Origin of the sequence: Niameybacter sp. (assembly GCF_036655075.1) — a bacterium.
In the GTDB taxonomy this organism is placed as follows: domain Bacteria; phylum Bacillota; class Clostridia; order Lachnospirales; family Cellulosilyticaceae; genus Holtiella.
On record NZ_JAVVQU010000050.1, the window covers coordinates 1 to 19,091 of the forward strand.

The following is a 19,091-nucleotide window of genomic DNA, read 5'->3' on the forward strand; positions in this document are numbered from 1 at the left end:
ACAACAGTAACACCAAACTATTAAGATTTCAAATAAAATGCACTAGTGCTTATACACTAGTGCATTTTTATTTACTAAGCAATTAAAAATGTAAGACCTAAAAAAACTAATGTAATGCAGAGTGCTACACCATTAATCATTTTAGAAAAACGTGCTACACCCATTGACCATTTCTTTTTATAAATTAAGTAGACACTAACTCCAATGAGAATAAGGCCTATTGTTAAAGTTACTATCCCTATAGGGATTTGATAAGCTATGCCTACATCTAAAAACATATACATAAACAGGATTAAAAGGTCAGCAATTAAGGCAATACTGCTTAAATGCCAGGGTTCTAAAGCGCGGCTAGGAGTCTGTTCCCAATCATACATTTTCTTCTTTTCTTTAGTTGTTAATGTCCCTTTAACAAGTGTTACCGTTTCTTTTTGTTTTTTTTTCATACCTACTCCCCTTAACTCTAATCATGTGGCATAGTATAACGAATTACAGTTCATTTTGGCAATATGTGAACTTGTGTTATAATAAAACTATTATACTAAGGAAGGATTTAAATATTGTGAAGATATTACTTGTTTCATTTAATGCTAAATTTATTCACTCTTCTTTAGCCCTTAGGCTAATTAGGGATTATTGTACCGACTATAAAGAACATATGGAGATTTTAGAGCTCACTATCAACCATCAGCTTGGTGCCATTTTGAAAGAGATTTATACAAAAAAACCAGATATACTTGGCCTCTCTTGCTACATTTGGAATATGGACTTAGTAGAAGAATTGGTACCCCTTATTAAAAAGGTTTTACCTGATACAAAAATTGTACTTGGTGGACCAGAAGTTTCTTACAATAGCGAACCCGTTTTTGATAAAATCCCTGTAGATATGATTATGGAAAACGAGGGAGAAGAGACTTGGTATGACTACTGTGCTTACCTTATTGATGGCAAAGGCTCTCTTGAAACACTTAAAGGCATTGTATACCGTACAGAAGCGGGCAAGGTACGTCGCAATATGGCACGCCCTCTTATGGATATGGCTAAGCTACCCTTTGTCTATGATGACTTAACAGGACTTGAACATAGGATTATGTACTATGAAGCTTCTCGTGGCTGCCCATTTAATTGCCAATACTGTCTGTCTTCCATTGAAAAGGGCGTACGTTTTATGCCACTTGAACGCGTCTTGTCAGAAATTCAATATTTCTTAGATCAAGGTGTGAAGCAAGTGAAGTTTGTAGACCGTACCTTTAATACCAGCAAGCACTATGCACGTGCTATTTGGCACTACATCATTGAACATGACAATGGCTATACCAACTTCCACTTTGAAATTGCAGCAGAGCTCCTAGAAGATGCTTGCTTAGAAATGCTTAAGGATGCAAGGCCTGGTCTTATTCAATTTGAAATTGGTGTGCAATCTAGTAATATAAAAGTTTTAACAGCTATAGACCGTAAAATGCCTTTTGAAGATATTCAAGAAATTTCCCTTAAAATCAAAGCGTTGGGTAATATTCATCAGCATTTAGACCTAATTGCCGGTTTACCTTTTGAAGATTATGCTTCCTTTAGACAGTCTTTTAACGATGTTATTAGCTTAAGACCTGAGCAGTTTCAACTGGGTTTCTTAAAACTTTTAAAAGGGTCGGGGCTTAGAACCCGTGCAGAGGAATATGGTATTGTATATCATAGCAAGGCACCTTATGAAGTGCTTTATACGAATCATATTAGTTTTGCCGAACTTTTAAAATTACATGGTATAGAAGAATTGGTTGAGCGTTATTATAATAGTGAGCGTTTTAATCGAAGTCTTGAGTATCTTTATACACTTCTTGCTTCTCCCTTTGATTTTTATGAGGCTTTCAATGCCTTTTGGGAGTCTAATGGTTATGACAAAGTAGCACACAAGAAAGATGCTTATTATCTTTTATTAGTAGCCTTTGCAGATACGTTAGAAGGTATTAGCAAAACGTTAATCCGTGAACTTGTAAAAATGGACTGGTACGCTCATGAAATGGTTAAAGACTTACCTACCTCACTCATCACCTTAAATCAAAGTGCTTACCGAGAAGACGCCAATAGCTTAGTACGTGATGATGCCTTTATGATTGAAAAAGTAGGAGTGGATTCTACTTGGACTTCTAGACAACGCTTAAGAAAAATGCATATTGAATGGTTTACTTATCATGTAGAGGGAGACCTGAGTGAAGCTCAAACTCCACTTGCTTATCTTTTTGACTATACACTACAACCTACACGCTATACTTTACTCAATCCATGGCTAGGTAACTAGCGAAAGGAGCCATTATGACAGAAAAACAAAGGATTGAACGGATTTTAGAAACTTTAGATACGTACTATGAAAAAGATGTCATTTGCTATCTCAATCATGAAAATACTTTACAACTTTTAATTGCCACCATTCTAAGTGCACAATGTACAGATGATCGTGTCAATATGGTGACAGAAAGCTTATTTAAGAAATACCGTACAGCCGAAGACTTTGCTACAGTGGAACTTAGCGAGTTAGAAGTAGATATTAAAAGTACAGGGTTTTATAAAAATAAAGCTAAAAACATTAAGGCGTGTGCCATTAAGCTTTGTGAGTTATATGGGGGAGAAGTGCCCAAAGATCTAGAAGCCCTCACTGAACTTGCTGGGGTAGGCCGCAAAACAGCTAATGTAGTTCGGGGTAATATTTTTAATATCCCAAGTGTTGTGGTAGATACCCACGTCAAACGTATCTCTATTCGCTGGGGATTAACAATGGCGACAGACCCTGTTGCTATTGAAATGGAATTAATGAAAAAACTGCCTAAAGAACATTGGATTCGTTATAATACACAAGTCATTGCCCATGGGCGAGCAATTTGCACGGCTAGAGCCCCTAAGTGCCTAGACTGTATGTTTCTTGCCCTGTGCCCCTATGGTCTAACAAAGCGCCTTCAAGACCTACCTAAGCAGGCCCAAGAAGCCCTAGAAAAAGGACATATGTATTAAAACGATTTTTATAAAAGTTATCACTTATCAAAATATACTATAAAAATCCCCCAAGAGGTGTACCACATATTTTACTATGTGGTACACCTCTTGGGGGATTAATTAATTAGTATGTCCTTTTTTGGGTTTAATCAAATGCTTTTTGGGTTTTGCTTGATTTTTTTCCTCTTGTCTTAATGCTAATATATGTTCATAATAAGCTAACGCGTTTTGACCAAATATTTCATCAGACAATGGTGCAACAGAGCTCATTGCATGTATAGATAAAGTTTTTCGGTAACGCTCATCTTCTAAAAGATCAATAAGTGCCTGAGAAAGCTCCTCTTGATTACTAAACTTACGACCATTGTAGTCGTTTTCTACCAATGCCTCAATACTTTCATCATGTTTGGCAACAACAGGTAATCCAGCCGCCATAGCTTCTGCAAAAGTTAAGCCTTGTGTTTCTGAAACAGAAGCACTGACAAAAACATCGCCTAGTTGATAAAATTTTCCAATGGTTGCCCAAGGTTGAAGACCTGCAAAAATAACGGCATCTTCAAGTCCAAGTTTCGTTACCATTTCTCTTAAATGAGTCATTTCAGGGCCATCTCCAACAATGAAGAATTTTGCCTTAGGAATTTTTTCCACAACACGTGGGAATGCTTCTAAAACCACATCAATACTTTTTTCTTTGGCAATACGTCCCACAAAGAGAACTGTAGGGGCGTCTAGGGACAACTTGAATTGTGTTTTTAAAGCTTGAATTTCTCCTTTGGTGTAGCGACTTGGACTAAAAGGTGCAAAGTTAATCCCTGTAGGGATGACCTCAATAGGTTTTTTTACGCCATAATTTAAAAGTAAATCTTTTGTTTTTTCAGTAGGGGCTACCACACCATCTACACTGTTACAAAACATTTTACTATACTTACGTGCAAGCTCAGGAGAAAATTCAACACCTTTAGAGATGTAGTGCATGTATTCTTCATACATGGTGTGATAAGTGTGTACAATAGGTACATCTATTTTCTTTGAAATGAGTTTAGCTAAAAAGCCTAATGAAAACTCTGTTTGAGATAAAATAATATCTAGTTTTAATTTTTTTACACGATTCACGAGTTTTTGTGAGTAAATAATACCTACACGATGGTCTTTTAAAAACACAAAAGGTAAACTTGGTATACGATAAACATAAGGTTTTTGGTCGTTTGCATGGGGATGACTAATCGTAAAGATATAAACGTTATGACCTTGTTTTTTTAATTGTTCTTCTAGGGTTACAATAGAGCTTACAACCCCGTTGATTTGTGGTAAATACGTATCTGTAAATATCCCAATATTCATTTTAACACCCTCTTAATTCATTTTAACATTAGCTTTCGATATGCTCTTTTAGCATTTTAAGCTTGAAAGTATCCCCAGTTGTTTGATAATAGGTTCGAAGTTTTGATTTATTTTACGTGTCTGAAAGGTTAGAAGTGACTGATAACAGGATTTACCCTCTTCACTTACACTTAGAGGTATTTTATCCCATTCTATCGTCAATAATAATTGAAAGGGAAAAGATGCTTGTACATTAGCATTGGCCTCACGTTCTTCATTCAAATATTTTTCCCAGCGGTCATTACGCTTATGAATACTTCTTTTTATACACCAAGCTATGACTAGAAAACAAATGACTATACCTATAACCCCACTCAGGCGCACGACTAAAGTTGTCCATGGATTCAAAGTCTCCACCCCTTCTTTATTAACTTAGGTATAAAAACTATATTTATTATAATACAAATTGATTTTAATGAAAAGAACAGAGTATAATGAAAAGAGAAAACTTATGAATGAAAGATGACAAGACTTATGAAAAATAAAATGCTTAATGACAACCAAACAACTGCTGTCCATATGCCACTAGGTCCTGTTATGGTTATTGCAGGCCCCGGTTCTGGCAAAACTTTTGTTATTACTGAACGTGTTTATCATATGATTCACAATCTTGCTTGCGATCCAAGAAAGATACTCGTTATTACCTTTACCAAGGCTGCTGCCCAAGAAATGCAAAGTCGCTACCAGAAAAAAGATACTACCCATAGCGTAGCTTTTGGGACATTCCACTCTATTTTTTATCGCATGCTTAGAAACAGCGACCCCGTACGCTATGGGTTAGACCGCCTAATTCAAGAAGATAAAAAGAAACAGTTTATTGAAAAAATTTATGCAAGTATGGACGTAAGTGATGACTATGAAGATTTTGTTGAAGTTTTTTTAGGCCACTTAACCCTTATGCAAAATCAGCTTATTCAACCAAGATTTTACAACCCTGATGGCCTTTCAAAAGAACTTTTTTTAAGTGTTTATCAGGCTTATGAAAGTTATAAGGAGCGACAAGGCTTATTTGATTTTGATGATATGCTTACACATACTTATTATCTCCTACAAAATGATTCTCAAATCCTTAAATTTTACCAAGAACGTTATAAACACATTTTAATTGATGAATTTCAAGATATTAACTGTGTTCAATTTGAAATTATTAAGCTTCTAGCAGGTAATCAACCGGACTTATTTGTTGTAGGAGATGATGACCAAAGTATTTATCAATTTAGAGGCGCTAAACCTGAATTTCTACTTTCTTTTGAGAATTATTTTAAACCTGTGAAAAAAGTCATTCTAGATGTAAATTATAGATCTACAGAAAATATTTTACGTTACAGCAATAACTTAATAGGGTATAATACGATTAGGTACGAAAAGCATATGTTGGCCCATCAGGGCACAGGTGTAAACCCTACTTTTGTTTACTGTGAAGATAGTAATGAACAAGCTACAAAAGTGCTAGAACAGCTTTTTATCCTTCAAAAACAGCAGATTCCCTTACATGAATGTGCTGTCATTTATCGTACAAATGTACAGGCTAGACCCATCATTGAAGCCCTTAGAAAAGCTCAATTACCCTTTGTAATCAAAGATGCTTTTTCTACGCTATATGATCAATGGGTTACAAAAGATATACTTGCCTACTTACGCCTAGCGCATCAAATGGGCAATGTAGAATGGGGCATACAAATTATTAATAGGCCGAGTCGCTATATTAGTAAAGTTGCTATTCAAGAGGCTATGGCACAAGGCGGACATTTCTTGAATACATTAAGTCAACTCCAAAGTCTTAATCGTAGTCAACGTGATCGGGTAGAAGAACTCATTTTTCATTTACAAAGATTAGCAACCCTTTCACTTCTAGACGCCATTCGCTACATACGTCACATGATAGGCTATGAACACTATATGCTTGACTATGCCAAATATAGAAAAATCCCGTCAGAAGGCCTGGTTGACTTACTTGAAGAGATTGAAGACTCAGCTAAAGGGTATCCATCTGTAGAGGAGTGGGAAGAAAGTATGATTGCTGTGACACAAAGTATTAAACAAAGTATGAGAGATAAAAGTCACCAAGGCATTAGTCTATCTACTATGCATAGTGCTAAAGGTCTTGAGTTTCAAGCTGTATTTCTAATTGATATTGTAGATGGTATCATCCCTCACAATAAAAGCCTTGGGGAACTTCAGTTAGAAGAGGAGAGACGTCTCTTTTATGTAGGACTTACTCGTGCTAAAAAACATCTGTACTTAATGATTCCTAAGTCGCGCCATCAAAAAAAGACAGAAAGTTCCCCTTTTGTTCTAGAAATGCTTCATCCTAAAGTTATTTTAAAAGAAGGTGAAAGGGTAAAGCACAAAATCTATGGACGTGGCATCATTGAAAAAATTGAAGGTTCAAAAGCAACCATCCGCTTCAAAACAATGCAGAAAGTACTAGACTATTTATACTGTATGAAACATCATTTATTATATCAGGAGGAAGAACATGTCTAATAAAAGTAAGAAAAAGAAAAAAGCTAATATCAATCTATTTGGTTTGATGCATAAACATAAAAAGCAAATTGTAATGGTAGTCAGCCTACTTCTTGTAGCAGCTATGATTCTAAGTGCTTTTGGTCAATTCGCTTTTAGAGGATAATATCATTAGAAAGTTTGAATAATAGGAGGCGGCTATGGCAACTAACAAGAAGAAAGGTCTTATCGTTAGTGTACTCATTGGACTCGTACTCATTTTAGGCGTTATATGCAGTGCACTCGCTTACGTTTATCACGTTGTATCAGCTTATGACTTGGTCTATGCCAAACAAGTGTATATTAATGACATACCTATAGGGGGGCTTACCCCTGAAGAGGCTTTAAAAGAAGTCAGTAGGCAACTTGACACCTATCATGAGAACCAATTTATTACTTTAGTGAACAAAGAACAAACCAAAGATATTACCCTTAAGCAATTCTCACCTCAGACCAACTTACAAGCTTGTTTAGATGAAGCTTATTTAGTTGGTCATAAGGGCAATTATTTCGAACGTTTTAAAGCCACAGAAGACCAAGATTTTGAGCCTCATCACTTTGCAACGAAGACTACCTATGAACAATCTGATATTGAACAGGTTTTAGAAGAAGTACAAGAAGTATTTACTAGTGTACCTGTCGATGCAACCATTACACGTGAAAACCGTCAATTTACTTTTACGCTCGAAGAAATGGGCTATAGCTTAGATATTCCTAAAACTGCTGGGCGTATCCACGCGTATATAACGACTGAGCCACTTACAAAAGAACCCATTCAAGTGATTATGAAAGAAGTATTACCAAGCATTACAAAGGCTCATTTAAGCGAGGAACAGACGCCATTGGCTAGTTTCTCGACAGCTTATAATAATGCAGACCTTAACCGGAATGAAAATTTAAAGCTTTCCTCACGTAAAATCAACATTCAGCTGCAACCAGGTGAAATCTTCTCACTAGCTACCCAACTTGAACCTATTTCGGAAGAAGCAGGTTATCGTAACTCTAAAGTCATTGTCAATGGAAAATTGGAAGAGGGGATAGGTGGAGGTGTTTGTCAAATAGCATCTACTTTATACAATGCACTTCTTTTAACTGATGTAGAGATATACTCTCGTGCCAATCACTCATTACCGGTTGCCTATGTCCCATTGGGAAGAGATGCAACTTATGCAACTGATATTATTGATTTTAAATTTAGGAATAACTCCGAGTATCCCTTATTCGTAGAAGCCTATTGTGAAAATAATCATGTGATTGTTAACTTATTTGGACATAAAGGTTTGAAATTGACTTATGATGAGGTTAAGTTTGCTTCGGAACTCATTGAAACAATTGAACCACCCGCACCTACTATTATTAAAGATGACACGATGTATGTGGATCAAAAGGTTCAAGAAGTACGTCCATTAGAAGGTAAGAAGGTAAAACTTTATCGGCTCTTCTATAAAGATGGTGAACTTGTCAACAAGCAGCTCATTAATACTAGCACGTATCGTGTAAGGGGTGAGGTAATCCGTGTTGGCACTAAACCAAGGGGAGTAGAAAACCTTCAACCAGTCAAACCGGAAAAAGCTAAATCAGAACCTGTACAAACTAAACCTATTATATCTGAAACATCTCCTACTGTAAGTGAAGAAGTCATTGACCTTCCTTTAATGCCTTCAGGTGACAATCCAGCACCACTAAATTAAAGAAGCTATATACAAAAGCCCCACTTAACTCAACGAGTTAAGTGGGGCTTTTGTATATAGCTTCTACCTTTTTTAGCCTTGTGGAATAAAGAATCCACTTTCATCATCTGTATTTGAAACTGTAGGTTCTACAGGATCTGTAGGGGGTACAACTTCTTCGGTTGGTGGTGTTGCACTACCTTCAGTTGGTGGTGTTGCACTTTCATTACCATCGCCCCAAGGCCATTCACCCCATTCAGGAAAGGTTGGATCTTCTGGTTTTTCTATTACTGTATCCTGTGTGTGTACATCACATAAATTATCTGCGTTAAGTTTACCATGACGGTTTACCACTTTTGTTACAATGGTATCTGTAGGACAGAACTCTGTAGCAATTTTTCCTGATACACTACACACTTGTTCTTGAACATGAACATCACAATAGTCTGTAGGGGCTTGGTTTTTTTGGAAGTAGTCTGAAACAATTTTATGATCAGGTACTAACTTACAAAGTTCTGTCGGTAATTTACCGGAATCTGCACATATAGAAGTCTTGGTATAGCCAGATGTCACCATTTCAAAATCTTTGCGTGGTAACTGATTGTGGATTTCAGACATAATGCTTGCCCAAAGGTCAAGGTGAGTGCTACCTGCAGTGAAAGACTGAGGTCTATCATATCCCATCCATACAGTTGCAGCATAGTATGGTGTATAACCTGCAAATAGGAAGTCTTTATTATCAGATGTTGTACCTGTCTTACCTGCTATTGGCATATTCTTCATACCTGCAGCAGCCTTACCACCTGTACCAATGGTTACAACATCTTCCATCATATCTGTAAGCATAGAAGCAGTAGATGGTTTAATAACTGCATGAGACTCTGGTACTGTATTATCTAAAAGTACTTCTTTATCACGACTTAATACTTGAGTGTATAGAACAGGTTTTGTATAAGTCCCTTGATTAGCAATTGCTGCATAGGCTGCATTGAGTTCAAGAGGTGTAACCCCTTCTGTTAGACCACCAAGAGGAAGGGCATATACTTTATCTGATTCTTTAAGGGTCGTAAATCCGAAATTTAATAAATAGTTAAAGGCTGTCTCAATACCAACCATATCAACTGTTTTAACCGCTAAGATATTCATAGAATCCCAAATGCCTTCACGCACTGTCGTTGGCCCCTTATAATAACTACGCCAGTTTTTAGGAGAGTATTTACCAATTGTATAAGGTTCATCTACAATAATTGAACCGGGAGAGAGTAGGCCTGTATCTAATGCTGGTGCATAAGAAGCAAGCACTTTAAAGCAAGAACCTGGTTGACGTTTTGCTTGTGTTGCACGGTTAAAAGTACGGTCTCCGTATTTCTTACCACGTCCACCTGAAAGGGCTTTCACATGACCGTTGTATGGATCTGAGATAACAAAGGCTGCTTGTGCTTGTGGAATAAGTTGAACGGCTTTAGCAATGATTTTATTACCACCTTCTAGTCCCCATTCAGCTTGCTTAGCCTTTTTGAAGATTTCTTCTTCATCTTTAGATTTAATAACGCCTTCTGCCCATTTATTCACTTGCGTTTTGTCTGTTTTTTCAATTGTTGCACTATAGTTGATTACATACTCTTTATAGGAAGGGAAGAGGCTATCGTCAGCCATTTTCACATCTACAATCTTTTGTATGTCTTGGTCAAGAGTAGTATAGATTTCAACACCACCACCGAAAAGTAAGTTGTTGGCTTGTGTTGGCGTCATCCCTTGCTCAACTAAATCATCAATAACTTGTTCAATTACAGCATCTACAAAATAACTATGAGAAGAATCTTTTTCAAACTTTTGATTAACTTCTTGAATATTTTCATAGGGATTCTCTTGAAGTGCCATTTGACGTTCGTCTTCTGTAATATAGCCTTGCTCCTGCATATAGGATAAAATAACTTTTGCCTTTTCCCAGTTGTTTTCTGGGTTGCGAATTGGACTTAAACGTGTTGGTGCTTGAGTAATTCCAGCTATTACAGCACATTCTGCTAATGACAGTTCTGATACATCTTTACCAAAGTAACGATTAGCTGCAGCTTGTACACCATTTGTACCATGGCCAAGAGGCATTGTATTGAGATAGGATTCAAGAATCAATTCCTTTTCGTAAAGGGCATCAACCTGAATCGCTAAGTATTGTTCTTGGATTTTACGCACAAAAGTTTGGTCACTTGTTAAAGCATTGTTTTTAATAACTTGTTGGGTGATAGTACTTGCCCCTTCAACGATACGACCTGCCTTTAGGTTTTCTACAATGGCACGCATAATCCCACGTATGTCAATCCCATTATGCTGGTAAAATCTAGAATCCTCAATAGCTACAACAGCATCTTGAAGGTTTTGTGGAATTTGATCTAATTTAGCATAGATACGGTTTTCACCACCGGACAGTCTATCGATTTCTACACCATTTTGATCGTATACAAAAGAAGTGAAGTCTGTTGTTGGCTTAATGTTAATAGTGGCCACATCTGGGGCACTTTTAATAATACCCATAAATATGCCAAGTCCTGCACCACATACAGCAAATACACCAATGACAATAGCAATAACAACAACACGAAATGCAGTTACCTTTGCCTTTTTTGTCTTTTTCTTCTTTGTATTTTTATTAGTTTCTTTAATTTTCTCTGAACGTGAATCTTTAGAATAATTCATCTATCATCCTCCTCACTAGGGTATTATAACAAATCTCTTTAGTTTGGGCAAAATAAAATAACAAGTTACGTTCTGTACTAGTATAATGCTAAAGTTTAGAATAGAAAAGTATTACCATTGAATAGTAATAAAACTTTAACATTTGGTTCATTCTTTAGCTTTGCTTCAAAGCTTGTCATGGAATACTCATCCAACGAATATATTAGAAGAGAAAGTATTTATTGGAGGCAAGCTATGTTTAGAAGCTATAGATATCGCTACAGACCCACCCCTAAGCCCAAACATTATTCTTACTCAAATTCCTATAGAAAGAAGTCCTATGGACATACGTTCCAAGGTGCCCTAGCACTTGCTTTCATTATTGCCATATTTTCTTTAATTTATATCCAGTTAGACAGACAAGTTATGCCCACTATTATTGCAATGGCAGAAAAAGAAGCAACGACTATTTCAACTAAGGCGATTAATGAGGCCGTTAATCTTTCACTAGAGAGCTCTCAAATTACGGAAGAAGATCTTATTAGTTACGACTACAATGATGCAGGTGAGTTAGTTTCTTGGAATGTCAATTCTATCCTTATTAATACGCTTTGTGCTGACATTGTTGACAAAGTAGCTGAAAAGTTATCTACCATTGGTACCATTAGTTTTAAAGTACCTCTAGGTAACTTAACAGGAAGCCGTATCTTTGCTAACTTAGGACCGGAGATGAGTATTCAAGTTCTACCTATTGGAACAGTGAAGGTAGACTATGATAATCAAATTCGTTCGACAGGCATCAACCAAGTCAACCACACAGTATGGCTAGATATTGATACAACCGTTCAAGTAGTTGTTCCACTTTTTGCAGATCAAATCCATATTTCAAGACGTATTGTACTGATTGATAAGATGGTTTCTGGAAAAGTGCCACCAAGCTATGTTAATGTACTCCCTGATAATGTGCTGGATGTTGCACCCGGTGAAGTAACAGAAGAATTTAATGTTTATGCGGAGCCTTAGACATAATGCACAAGTGATTTTTTAACCCCTCTGTAATTTTCTCTATTTTCGAGTGTTGTTATTAGTTACCAGAAATGATATATTAAATTATACTAATCCTACAACAAAGGGGCGCTAAAAAGATGGAAAACATTAAGTTATCTGAGCTATTTGGAAAAAATGTATTTGATGATAAGGTGATGCGCGAGCGTCTTCCTAAGTCTACTTATAAACAGCTACATAAGACAATTGATGAAGGACTTGAGCTTGATCCAAGTATTGCAGATGTTGTAGCTAATGCTATGAAAGACTGGGCTATTGAACATGGTGCAACACACTTTACTCATTGGTTCCAACCAATGAATGGCCGTACAGCTGAAAAACATGATTCTTTCTTATCTCCAACTGCAGATGGTCGTGTTATTATGGAATTTTCAGGCAAAGAGCTCATAAAAGGTGAAGCAGATGGTTCTTCATTCCCATCAGGCGGGCTTAGACAAACTTTTGAAGCAAGAGGTTATACTGTTTGGGACTGTACATCACCTGCTTTCTTAAAAGAAGATATTAGTGGAGTAGCCTTATGTATTCCAACTGTATTTTATTCTCATACTGGAGAAGCACTCGATAAAAAAGCACCTCTTTTACGCTCAATGGAAGTCATTGAAGAAGCCTCTTTACGCGTCCTTCGTGCCTTAGGTGATACAGAGAGCAAAAAAGTTATTACAACCATTGGTGCAGAACAAGAATACTTTTTAGTTGACAAGCGTCAATATCAACAACGTAAAGATCTTATCTTTACAGGTCGTACACTTTTTGGCGCAATGCCTCCAAAAGGCCAAGAAATGGAAGACCATTACTATGGAAGTATTAAAGAAAAAATTGGTAAGTTCATGCGTGAAATCGATATTGAACTTTGGAAATTAGGAGTACCTTCTAAAACTAAACATAACGAAGTAGCACCAGCCCAACATGAACTTGCACCTATTTTTGCAACAGCAAACGTAGCTTCTGACCAAAACCAACTTATCATGGAAACGCTTCAAAAAGTGGCAAACCGTCATGACCTTGCATGTTTACTTCATGAGAAACCATTTAGAGGTGTAAACGGATCAGGTAAACATGATAACTGGTCACTTGTAACAGATACAGGTAAAAACTTATTCTCACCTGGCAAACAACCTAAAGAAAACTTAACTTTCCTTGTATTCTTAGCAGCTATTATTGAAGCTATTGATAAACATGCAGATCTTTTAAGACTCTCTGCTTCAACAGCAGGAAATGACCACCGTTTAGGAGGTAACGAAGCACCTCCTGCCATTATCTCTATCTTCCTTGGAGAAAGTCTTTCTGAAATGCTTTATCACGTAGCACGTGGCGAAGAATCTGACAGTTTCACAAAAGAGTTTATGGAAATGGGAGTGGCTACACTTCCAAAACTGAAAAAAGAAGTAACAGACCGTAACCGTACTTCTCCATTCGCTTTCACAGGTAATAAATTTGAATTTAGAATGTTCCCATCCTCAGGTTGTATTTCTGAAGCAAACGTTATTATTAATACAATTGTTGCAGATACTTTAAATGATTTTGCCCTAGAACTTGAAAAAGGTGAAGATCTCCAAAAAACAGTTAAACGTCTTGTACGCCACACACTTAAAAAACATGGACGTATTCTCTTTAATGGTAATGGGTACTCTGAAGAATGGGTAGAAGAAGCAGCACGACGTGAGTTGCCTAACTTTGCATCAACTGTAGATGTACTTCCAGCACTTATTGCACCAAAAGCTATTGATCTTTTTGGTAAAATGAAAGTCTTTACAGAAGTAGAACTTCATTCTCGTTACGAAATCATGGTAGAAGAGTATTACAAAACGATCAATATTGAAGCACGTACAATGCTTGGCATGGCAAAAACACAAATTATGCCTGCCGTCCTTACTTATATGACGCAAGTTGCTCAAAATGTAAGTATGATGACAAGCATTGGTCAATTTGATATTGAACCACAAAGCCAATTACTTGGTGAACTCAATAGACTATTTAATGGTCTTAAAAAGTCTATTGATGCACTTGAAGCTGCTCATGCCAAAGCAGTTGAAATTCATGATGGCCTGGAAAAAGCACAAGCCTTCCATCAAGCAGTTCTTCCTGAAATGGAAACTCTACGTGACGTGGTTGATGCGCTTGAAACCATCGTTGATGAACAAATTTGGCCAATTCCAACTTATAGCGAACTTTTATTTAGAGTTTAATCTTTTGAAAGGACTGTCTTTATGGCAGTCCTTTTTCTAGTGTGCCCAGCATGGGCACACTCTTAAGGGTGCAAGTCCCTAGTGCGGGTTAGTAGTGCCAAGCACATCCCCCGACAAACTAATTATCTACCTCCTACTCGATTATTTAGAAGGCTGTTCTTGCTTTTTTAGAGGAAAACCTTATAGACTACTAAAAATTTTGGTATAATAAAGAAAGAACTTATGCTAATCGCATGAACAAGAAAGGAATACTATGGAAGAATTAAAACAAGTACAAGAGCGCGTCTTACTCTTTGCCGCGCAAAAGAAAAACTTAAAAGAAGAGGCTGCTTGGGAAAGCCTTGATGAATTAGAAGAACTCGTACGTACTGCAGGCGGTGAAGTTGTTGCTAAAGTACTTCAACGTGTGGATAGCATCAATCCAGGATTTTATATTGGTACTGGAAAAGTACAAGAACTCGCTCAAATGATTGCACTTCATGATTTAACAGGTGTTATATCAGATGATGAACTCTCACCTGTACAAATGCGTAACTTAAGCGAAGCCCTTGGTGTGAAAGTTATGGATCGTACGCTTGTTATTTTAGATATCTTTGCTCAACGTGCCCGTTCTAAAGAAGGTAAACTTCAAGTAGAAATGGCACAGCTTAAATACCAAAACTCTCGTCTTACAGGATTTGGCTCTATGCTTTCTAAACAAGGTGGTGGGATTGGTACACGTGGTCCTGGTGAGAAGAAATTAGAACTTGATAAACGTCATATTCGTACACGTATGGAACTTTTACAAGCTGAAATTGATAATTTAGAAAAGCATCGTCAACTTCTTCGTAGTCGCAGACAAAAAAACAGCACACCTGTTATTGCTATTGTAGGATACACTAATGCTGGTAAATCCACTTTGCTTAACGCCTTGGCTGATAGTGATATTTATGCTGCAGATCAACTCTTTGCAACTCTAGATCCAACAACACGTGCCGTTAACTTACCAAGTGGGACAGAAGTCCTTGTCACTGATACTGTAGGCTTTATTCGCAAGCTCCCTCACCATCTAGTTAAAGCTTTCTATTCGACGTTAGAAGAAGCTAAGTATGCAGATATTATTCTTCATGTTGTAGATGCCAGTTCCGAGCATTTAGCAACACACTATGAAGTGGTACATGAAACACTAAAAAAATTAGGTATTACAGAACTTCCTATTGTCACCGTCTACAACAAAATTGATCAAGTCGATGCACATTACTTACAAGATGACTTAGCTGTTTCGCATGTTGAAATCTCTGCAAGAGAAAAGCGCAACTTAGAAGAATTGTTAAACCTTTTAGAAACCATGCTCTATGAAAAAATGAAACCTTTTAAAATCCTCATTCCGTACACACAAGCTGAGCTTTTAGCTTTTTGTCATGCGCAAGGTGAACGCTTAGAAGAAGAATATTTAAACGATGGTGTCTTAATGAGTGGTTATCTTCACTCTGATTCTTTCTATCGTATTCAAGAATACCTTGTAGACTAAAAAGTTTCTGTCAACTTTCGACATTATCTTTTAATTTTCAGAGAATAATTTCCATTATTAGGATAGCCTAAAAAGTTATGGTATCTACTTTGACGATTTATAGTATAAACCTAAATTTATTGCGATATCTTTTGCTTTCAAAAAATTCAACTATCTCCTATAATAAAGATAGATGAAAATCAAGGGGGATTTTAGATGTTAATAAATAAGGTTTATGTAGGGGAAGCGACAGAAAACTCGCTTCAAATTCAGTATTTTGTTATTCAAAAAGATAAGTTTTACGGCGTTTCTTTAGAAAAACGTACAGAAAAGGGCATCCTATGTGACAGTGAGTACTTTACAGAAGATTTAGTCGAAGCTTTATCTCTTGCAAAGATGATGCACCAAGGAAACGTAACACTTACATCTATGACCGAAATCCTTGACGACTATCTCCAATAATATGAATAACTTTAAATACAGGCACCATAACAGTTAAGAGTAAAGCATATCTATAAGTTGCTTTACTCTTATTTTAATGACAACAGGAATTTACCTTTTATCTGGGTTATGCTATGATGAAAAGAGCAAAAATCATGATAGGTGGTGACTATGTTAGATCGTTATATAACAATAGCCGGGGAAGGCTACGCTGAAATCGTCGAGAAAAAGTCGCGTTTTATTGCTTCTGTCTTTCCAATAGAATCGCAAGAAGAAGCTGATCTTATACTGGCTAAGCTTCGCAAAAAATATTGGGATGCAACTCATAACTGTTTTGCTTATCAAATAGGAGAGCGCGATGAAATTCAGCGTTTTAGTGATGATGGCGAACCTCAAGGCACAGCAGGTAAACCTATTTTAGATGTCTTAAAAGGGCATCAGATTAAAAATACTTTGATTGTTGTCACCAGATATTTTGGAGGGACGCTCCTAGGTACTGGTGGGCTAGTCAGAGCGTATGGAAAGGGTGCTAAAGAGGGTATACTTGCAGCAGGACTTATTGAAAAGATGCGTGTTTGCTTATTCACTTTAGAGATGTCTTATCCTCTCTCTGGTAAGGTACAATATCTTTTAAATGATCAAAACTATATCATTCGTGACACTCTATATACAGATGTGGTACGCTTTGTTGTAGAAGTAGAGATGGGAGAGGAGGAGGCTTTTACTGACTGGCTTATTGAAAAGACTAATGCTGAAACCTCTATAGAAAAGGGTGAATATGTACTCATTCAAAGAAGTGTTAAGTGTTGATACACCCCTAGAAAATATGTTACAATAAGGAAGAAATTTGTTTATGTACATGAGTGTATAAATATAAGGAGGCTTTTAATATATGTCAGGACATTCAAAGTTTGCCAATATTAAACATAAAAAAGGCAAAAATGATGCAGCAAAAGGAAAAATCTTTACAAAAATTGGTCGTGAAATTGCAGTCGCAGTTAAAGAAGGTGGCGGTTCAGACCCAACAATTAACCGTAAATTACGTGATGTTATTGTTAAAGCAAAATCAAATAACATGCCGAATGATACGATTCAAAGAAGTATAAAAAAGGCTGTTGGTGAAGATGGCTCAGTAAGCTATGAACATATCACTTATGAAGGTTACGGCCCAAATGGGGTTGCAGTTATTGTTGAAACACTTACAGATAACAGAAACCGTACAGCTGCTAACGTACGCGCTGCTTTTTCAAAAGGAAATGGAAACATGGGTACATCAGGTTGTGTAGCTTTCATGTTCGACAAAAAAGGTCAAATCGTTATCGAAAGAGAAGCGACTGATATGGATGAAGATGAACTCATGATGCTTGCTATTGAAGCAGGTGCAGAAGACTTTGAATCAGAAGATGAAGGATTCACTGTAATAACAGATCCAGAAGTATTCTCAGATGTATATGCTGCAATCGAAGCTACTGGCATCGAAATGGCACAAGCTGAAATTACAATGGTTCCACAAACATTAGCAACTATTACAGCAGAATCCGATCTTAAAGGCTGGGATAAAATGATAGGACTTCTCGAAGATGATGATGATGTTCAAAACATTTATCATAACTACGAAGAGGCTGAATAATTAAGGTTAAGTATTGATATTTATAGGTTTCATTAAATGAATATTTTGCAATAGAGTGTTAAAACTTATTGCATGATGATAAAATAGAATTTCCAATGATGATGTACAACATATAACGTATATCATCATTGGAGTTTTTTATGTCTAACGGACTAAAATAAAGTAATGCCACGATAGTAATAAGAGTATAATCATTTTTTTGCTAAGCTTTAATAAATTATATGTTTTACTGAAAAGTGGGCTTAAAAAGGGCCTACTTTTTTTGTAAAGATTTATCTAAGTAGCAGAAGAAAAATAATTTAATTATGCTATTTTAGTTAATTATTTTAGTTAATTTAGATTATGGTTATGTGAAGTACTATAGGGCTGAGGTAAAATAATATTTTGTAATATAGCAGGCAAAGAGCAAAAAAGATTATAGGTGCATCTAAGAGGTTATTGAATACCGTATGTTTTCTTGTATAATCAAATTATCAACGTTGAGAGAAAGTTATGAGATGTATAAAATTCATTAAAGACATAGAAAAGAATAGAGTGATTTAAAATAGGCACAGTAAAAATCCGTGTCTATTTTAGTGTATAATTACTATATTTTTTATAATTTTAAATTATATTTCGATATATACATTGTTCTTACTGGATTATATTGGTATAATGAGAATATAAAAGGAGGTGAAGCCGTGTCACAAATCAGGCCTATTAAAGATTTAAGAAATACAAATGAAATTTTTGAACTATGTCGTGCCAAACAAGAACCTATCCTTATTACGACCAAGGGGTATGGTGATTTAGTTGTCATGAGTATTAATACATATGCCCACTTATTAGAAGGGGATTACCGGAATCATTCTATTCATGTTGCAATAGCCAATGATGCCCTTATGGATAAACGATTAGAAGCTAAAGCATGTTTATCTAGTTTAAGAAGAATACCTATTGAATAAATACGAGCTCAAATAACCCTTATTTTTACAACGTATAGCCTTGTAGAATAAGGGATTTACCTTTTAAGCTACTATAAATGACAATCTTAATCCCCCAGCTAGGCTGGGGAGAATAGAGTAAACAGTAGT

General features: G+C 36.3%; 16 protein-coding genes. 12 read left to right on the plus strand and 4 right to left on the minus strand.

What is annotated here, in order from left to right; genetic code table 11:
* Window positions 1-74 precede the first annotated feature (74 nt).
* Complete coding sequence (locus RRY75_RS11910) at window positions 75-443, minus strand: hypothetical protein (protein WP_332493286.1); 369 nt, start codon at window positions 441-443, stop codon at window positions 75-77.
* A gap of 116 nt (window positions 444-559) precedes the next feature.
* Here RRY75_RS11910 and RRY75_RS11915 point away from each other — a divergent pair, with 116 nt between their 5' ends.
* Window positions 560-2,290, plus strand: coding sequence for a B12-binding domain-containing radical SAM protein (locus tag RRY75_RS11915; RefSeq protein WP_332493285.1), 1,731 nt, complete (start codon window positions 560-562; stop codon window positions 2,288-2,290).
* Between the two features lie 14 nt (window positions 2,291-2,304).
* Entirely contained in the window at window positions 2,305-2,997 is a 693-nt protein-coding gene (gene nth / locus RRY75_RS11920; protein ID WP_332493284.1) for an endonuclease III, read from the plus strand.
* Window positions 2,998-3,099: 102 nt separating this feature from the next.
* Here the strand turns inward: nth and RRY75_RS11925 are convergent, their stop codons facing one another.
* Window positions 3,100-4,320 (minus strand): glycosyltransferase family 4 protein, encoded by a 1,221-nt coding sequence (locus tag RRY75_RS11925; RefSeq protein ID WP_332493283.1) that lies wholly within the window; start codon window positions 4,318-4,320, stop codon window positions 3,100-3,102.
* A gap of 48 nt (window positions 4,321-4,368) precedes the next feature.
* Window positions 4,369-4,707 (minus strand): hypothetical protein, encoded by a 339-nt coding sequence (locus RRY75_RS11930; protein ID WP_332527796.1) that lies wholly within the window; start codon window positions 4,705-4,707, stop codon window positions 4,369-4,371.
* Window positions 4,708-4,833: 126 nt separating this feature from the next.
* On the opposite strand from RRY75_RS11930, the gene RRY75_RS11935 reads away from it, so the two are divergent.
* Genes RRY75_RS11935 through RRY75_RS11945 form a run of 3 tightly spaced genes read left to right on the plus strand, consistent with a single transcriptional unit; the run spans window position 4,834 to window position 8,555 of the window.
* On the plus strand, window positions 4,834-6,846 hold the full coding sequence (locus RRY75_RS11935) for an ATP-dependent helicase (protein ID WP_332527795.1): 2,013 nt from the start codon (window positions 4,834-4,836) through the stop codon (window positions 6,844-6,846).
* Window positions 6,839-6,991 carry a hypothetical protein gene (locus tag RRY75_RS11940; protein WP_332493280.1) on the plus strand — a complete coding sequence of 51 codons (153 nt, stop codon included), beginning with the start codon at window positions 6,839-6,841 and terminating at the stop codon, window positions 6,989-6,991. The genes RRY75_RS11935 and RRY75_RS11940 overlap by 8 nt, the downstream gene beginning before the upstream one ends.
* 34 nt (window positions 6,992-7,025) lie before the next feature.
* The gene (locus RRY75_RS11945; RefSeq protein WP_332527794.1) at window positions 7,026-8,555 is read left to right on the plus strand and encodes a VanW family protein; all 1,530 of its coding nucleotides are present in this window, start codon (window positions 7,026-7,028) and stop codon (window positions 8,553-8,555) included.
* Window positions 8,556-8,627: 72 nt separating this feature from the next.
* Here the strand turns inward: RRY75_RS11945 and RRY75_RS11950 are convergent, their stop codons facing one another.
* Complete coding sequence (locus RRY75_RS11950; protein ID WP_332527793.1) at window positions 8,628-11,228, minus strand: transglycosylase domain-containing protein; 2,601 nt, start codon at window positions 11,226-11,228, stop codon at window positions 8,628-8,630.
* 234 nt (window positions 11,229-11,462) lie between these two features.
* On the opposite strand from RRY75_RS11950, the gene yunB reads away from it, so the two are divergent.
* The 7 genes from yunB (at window position 11,463) to RRY75_RS11985 (ending at window position 18,962) form a co-directional block, all read left to right on the plus strand.
* Entirely contained in the window at window positions 11,463-12,230 is a 768-nt protein-coding gene (gene yunB / locus RRY75_RS11955) for a sporulation protein YunB (protein ID WP_332493277.1), read from the plus strand.
* A 122-nt stretch (window positions 12,231-12,352) separates the two neighbouring features.
* Window positions 12,353-14,458 carry a glutamine synthetase III family protein gene (locus RRY75_RS11960; RefSeq protein ID WP_332493276.1) on the plus strand — a complete coding sequence of 702 codons (2,106 nt, stop codon included), beginning with the start codon at window positions 12,353-12,355 and terminating at the stop codon, window positions 14,456-14,458.
* 253 nt (window positions 14,459-14,711) lie between these two features.
* The gene (hflX, locus tag RRY75_RS11965) at window positions 14,712-15,968 is read left to right on the plus strand and encodes a GTPase HflX (protein ID WP_332493275.1); all 1,257 of its coding nucleotides are present in this window, start codon (window positions 14,712-14,714) and stop codon (window positions 15,966-15,968) included.
* A 195-nt stretch (window positions 15,969-16,163) separates the two neighbouring features.
* On the plus strand, window positions 16,164-16,409 hold the full coding sequence (locus RRY75_RS11970; RefSeq protein WP_332493274.1) for a DUF6514 family protein: 246 nt from the start codon (window positions 16,164-16,166) through the stop codon (window positions 16,407-16,409).
* Between the two features lie 150 nt (window positions 16,410-16,559).
* On the plus strand, window positions 16,560-17,198 hold the full coding sequence (locus RRY75_RS11975) for a YigZ family protein (RefSeq protein ID WP_332493273.1): 639 nt from the start codon (window positions 16,560-16,562) through the stop codon (window positions 17,196-17,198).
* Window positions 17,199-17,280: 82 nt separating this feature from the next.
* Window positions 17,281-18,018 (plus strand): YebC/PmpR family DNA-binding transcriptional regulator, encoded by a 738-nt coding sequence (locus tag RRY75_RS11980; protein WP_332527791.1) that lies wholly within the window; start codon window positions 17,281-17,283, stop codon window positions 18,016-18,018.
* Between the two features lie 680 nt (window positions 18,019-18,698).
* The gene (locus RRY75_RS11985; RefSeq protein WP_332493271.1) at window positions 18,699-18,962 is read left to right on the plus strand and encodes a hypothetical protein; all 264 of its coding nucleotides are present in this window, start codon (window positions 18,699-18,701) and stop codon (window positions 18,960-18,962) included.
* The last annotated feature ends 129 nt before the right edge of the window (window positions 18,963-19,091 follow it).

Bases quoted from the DNA above. Each gene is read 5' to 3' on its own strand.
- yunB (WP_332493277.1), top strand. From the start codon at position 11,463: ATGTTTAGAAGCTATAGATATCGCTACAGACCCACCCCTAAGCCCAAA.
- RRY75_RS11975 (WP_332493273.1), top strand. From the start codon at position 16,560: ATGTTAGATCGTTATATAACAATAGCCGGGGAAGGCTACGCTGAAATC.
- nth (WP_332493284.1), top strand. From the start codon at position 2,305: ATGACAGAAAAACAAAGGATTGAACGGATTTTAGAAACTTTAGATACG.
- RRY75_RS11925 (WP_332493283.1), bottom strand. From the start codon at position 4,320: ATGAATATTGGGATATTTACAGATACGTATTTACCACAAATCAACGGG.
- RRY75_RS11950 (WP_332527793.1), bottom strand. From the start codon at position 11,228: ATGAATTATTCTAAAGATTCACGTTCAGAGAAAATTAAAGAAACTAAT.
- RRY75_RS11910 (WP_332493286.1), bottom strand. From the start codon at position 443: ATGAAAAAAAAACAAAAAGAAACGGTAACACTTGTTAAAGGGACATTA.
- RRY75_RS11960 (WP_332493276.1), top strand. From the start codon at position 12,353: ATGGAAAACATTAAGTTATCTGAGCTATTTGGAAAAAATGTATTTGAT.
- RRY75_RS11970 (WP_332493274.1), top strand. From the start codon at position 16,164: ATGTTAATAAATAAGGTTTATGTAGGGGAAGCGACAGAAAACTCGCTT.
- RRY75_RS11980 (WP_332527791.1), top strand. From the start codon at position 17,281: ATGTCAGGACATTCAAAGTTTGCCAATATTAAACATAAAAAAGGCAAA.
- hflX (WP_332493275.1), top strand. From the start codon at position 14,712: ATGGAAGAATTAAAACAAGTACAAGAGCGCGTCTTACTCTTTGCCGCG.
- RRY75_RS11935 (WP_332527795.1), top strand. From the start codon at position 4,834: ATGAAAAATAAAATGCTTAATGACAACCAAACAACTGCTGTCCATATG.
- RRY75_RS11940 (WP_332493280.1), top strand. From the start codon at position 6,839: ATGTCTAATAAAAGTAAGAAAAAGAAAAAAGCTAATATCAATCTATTT.
- RRY75_RS11945 (WP_332527794.1), top strand. From the start codon at position 7,026: ATGGCAACTAACAAGAAGAAAGGTCTTATCGTTAGTGTACTCATTGGA.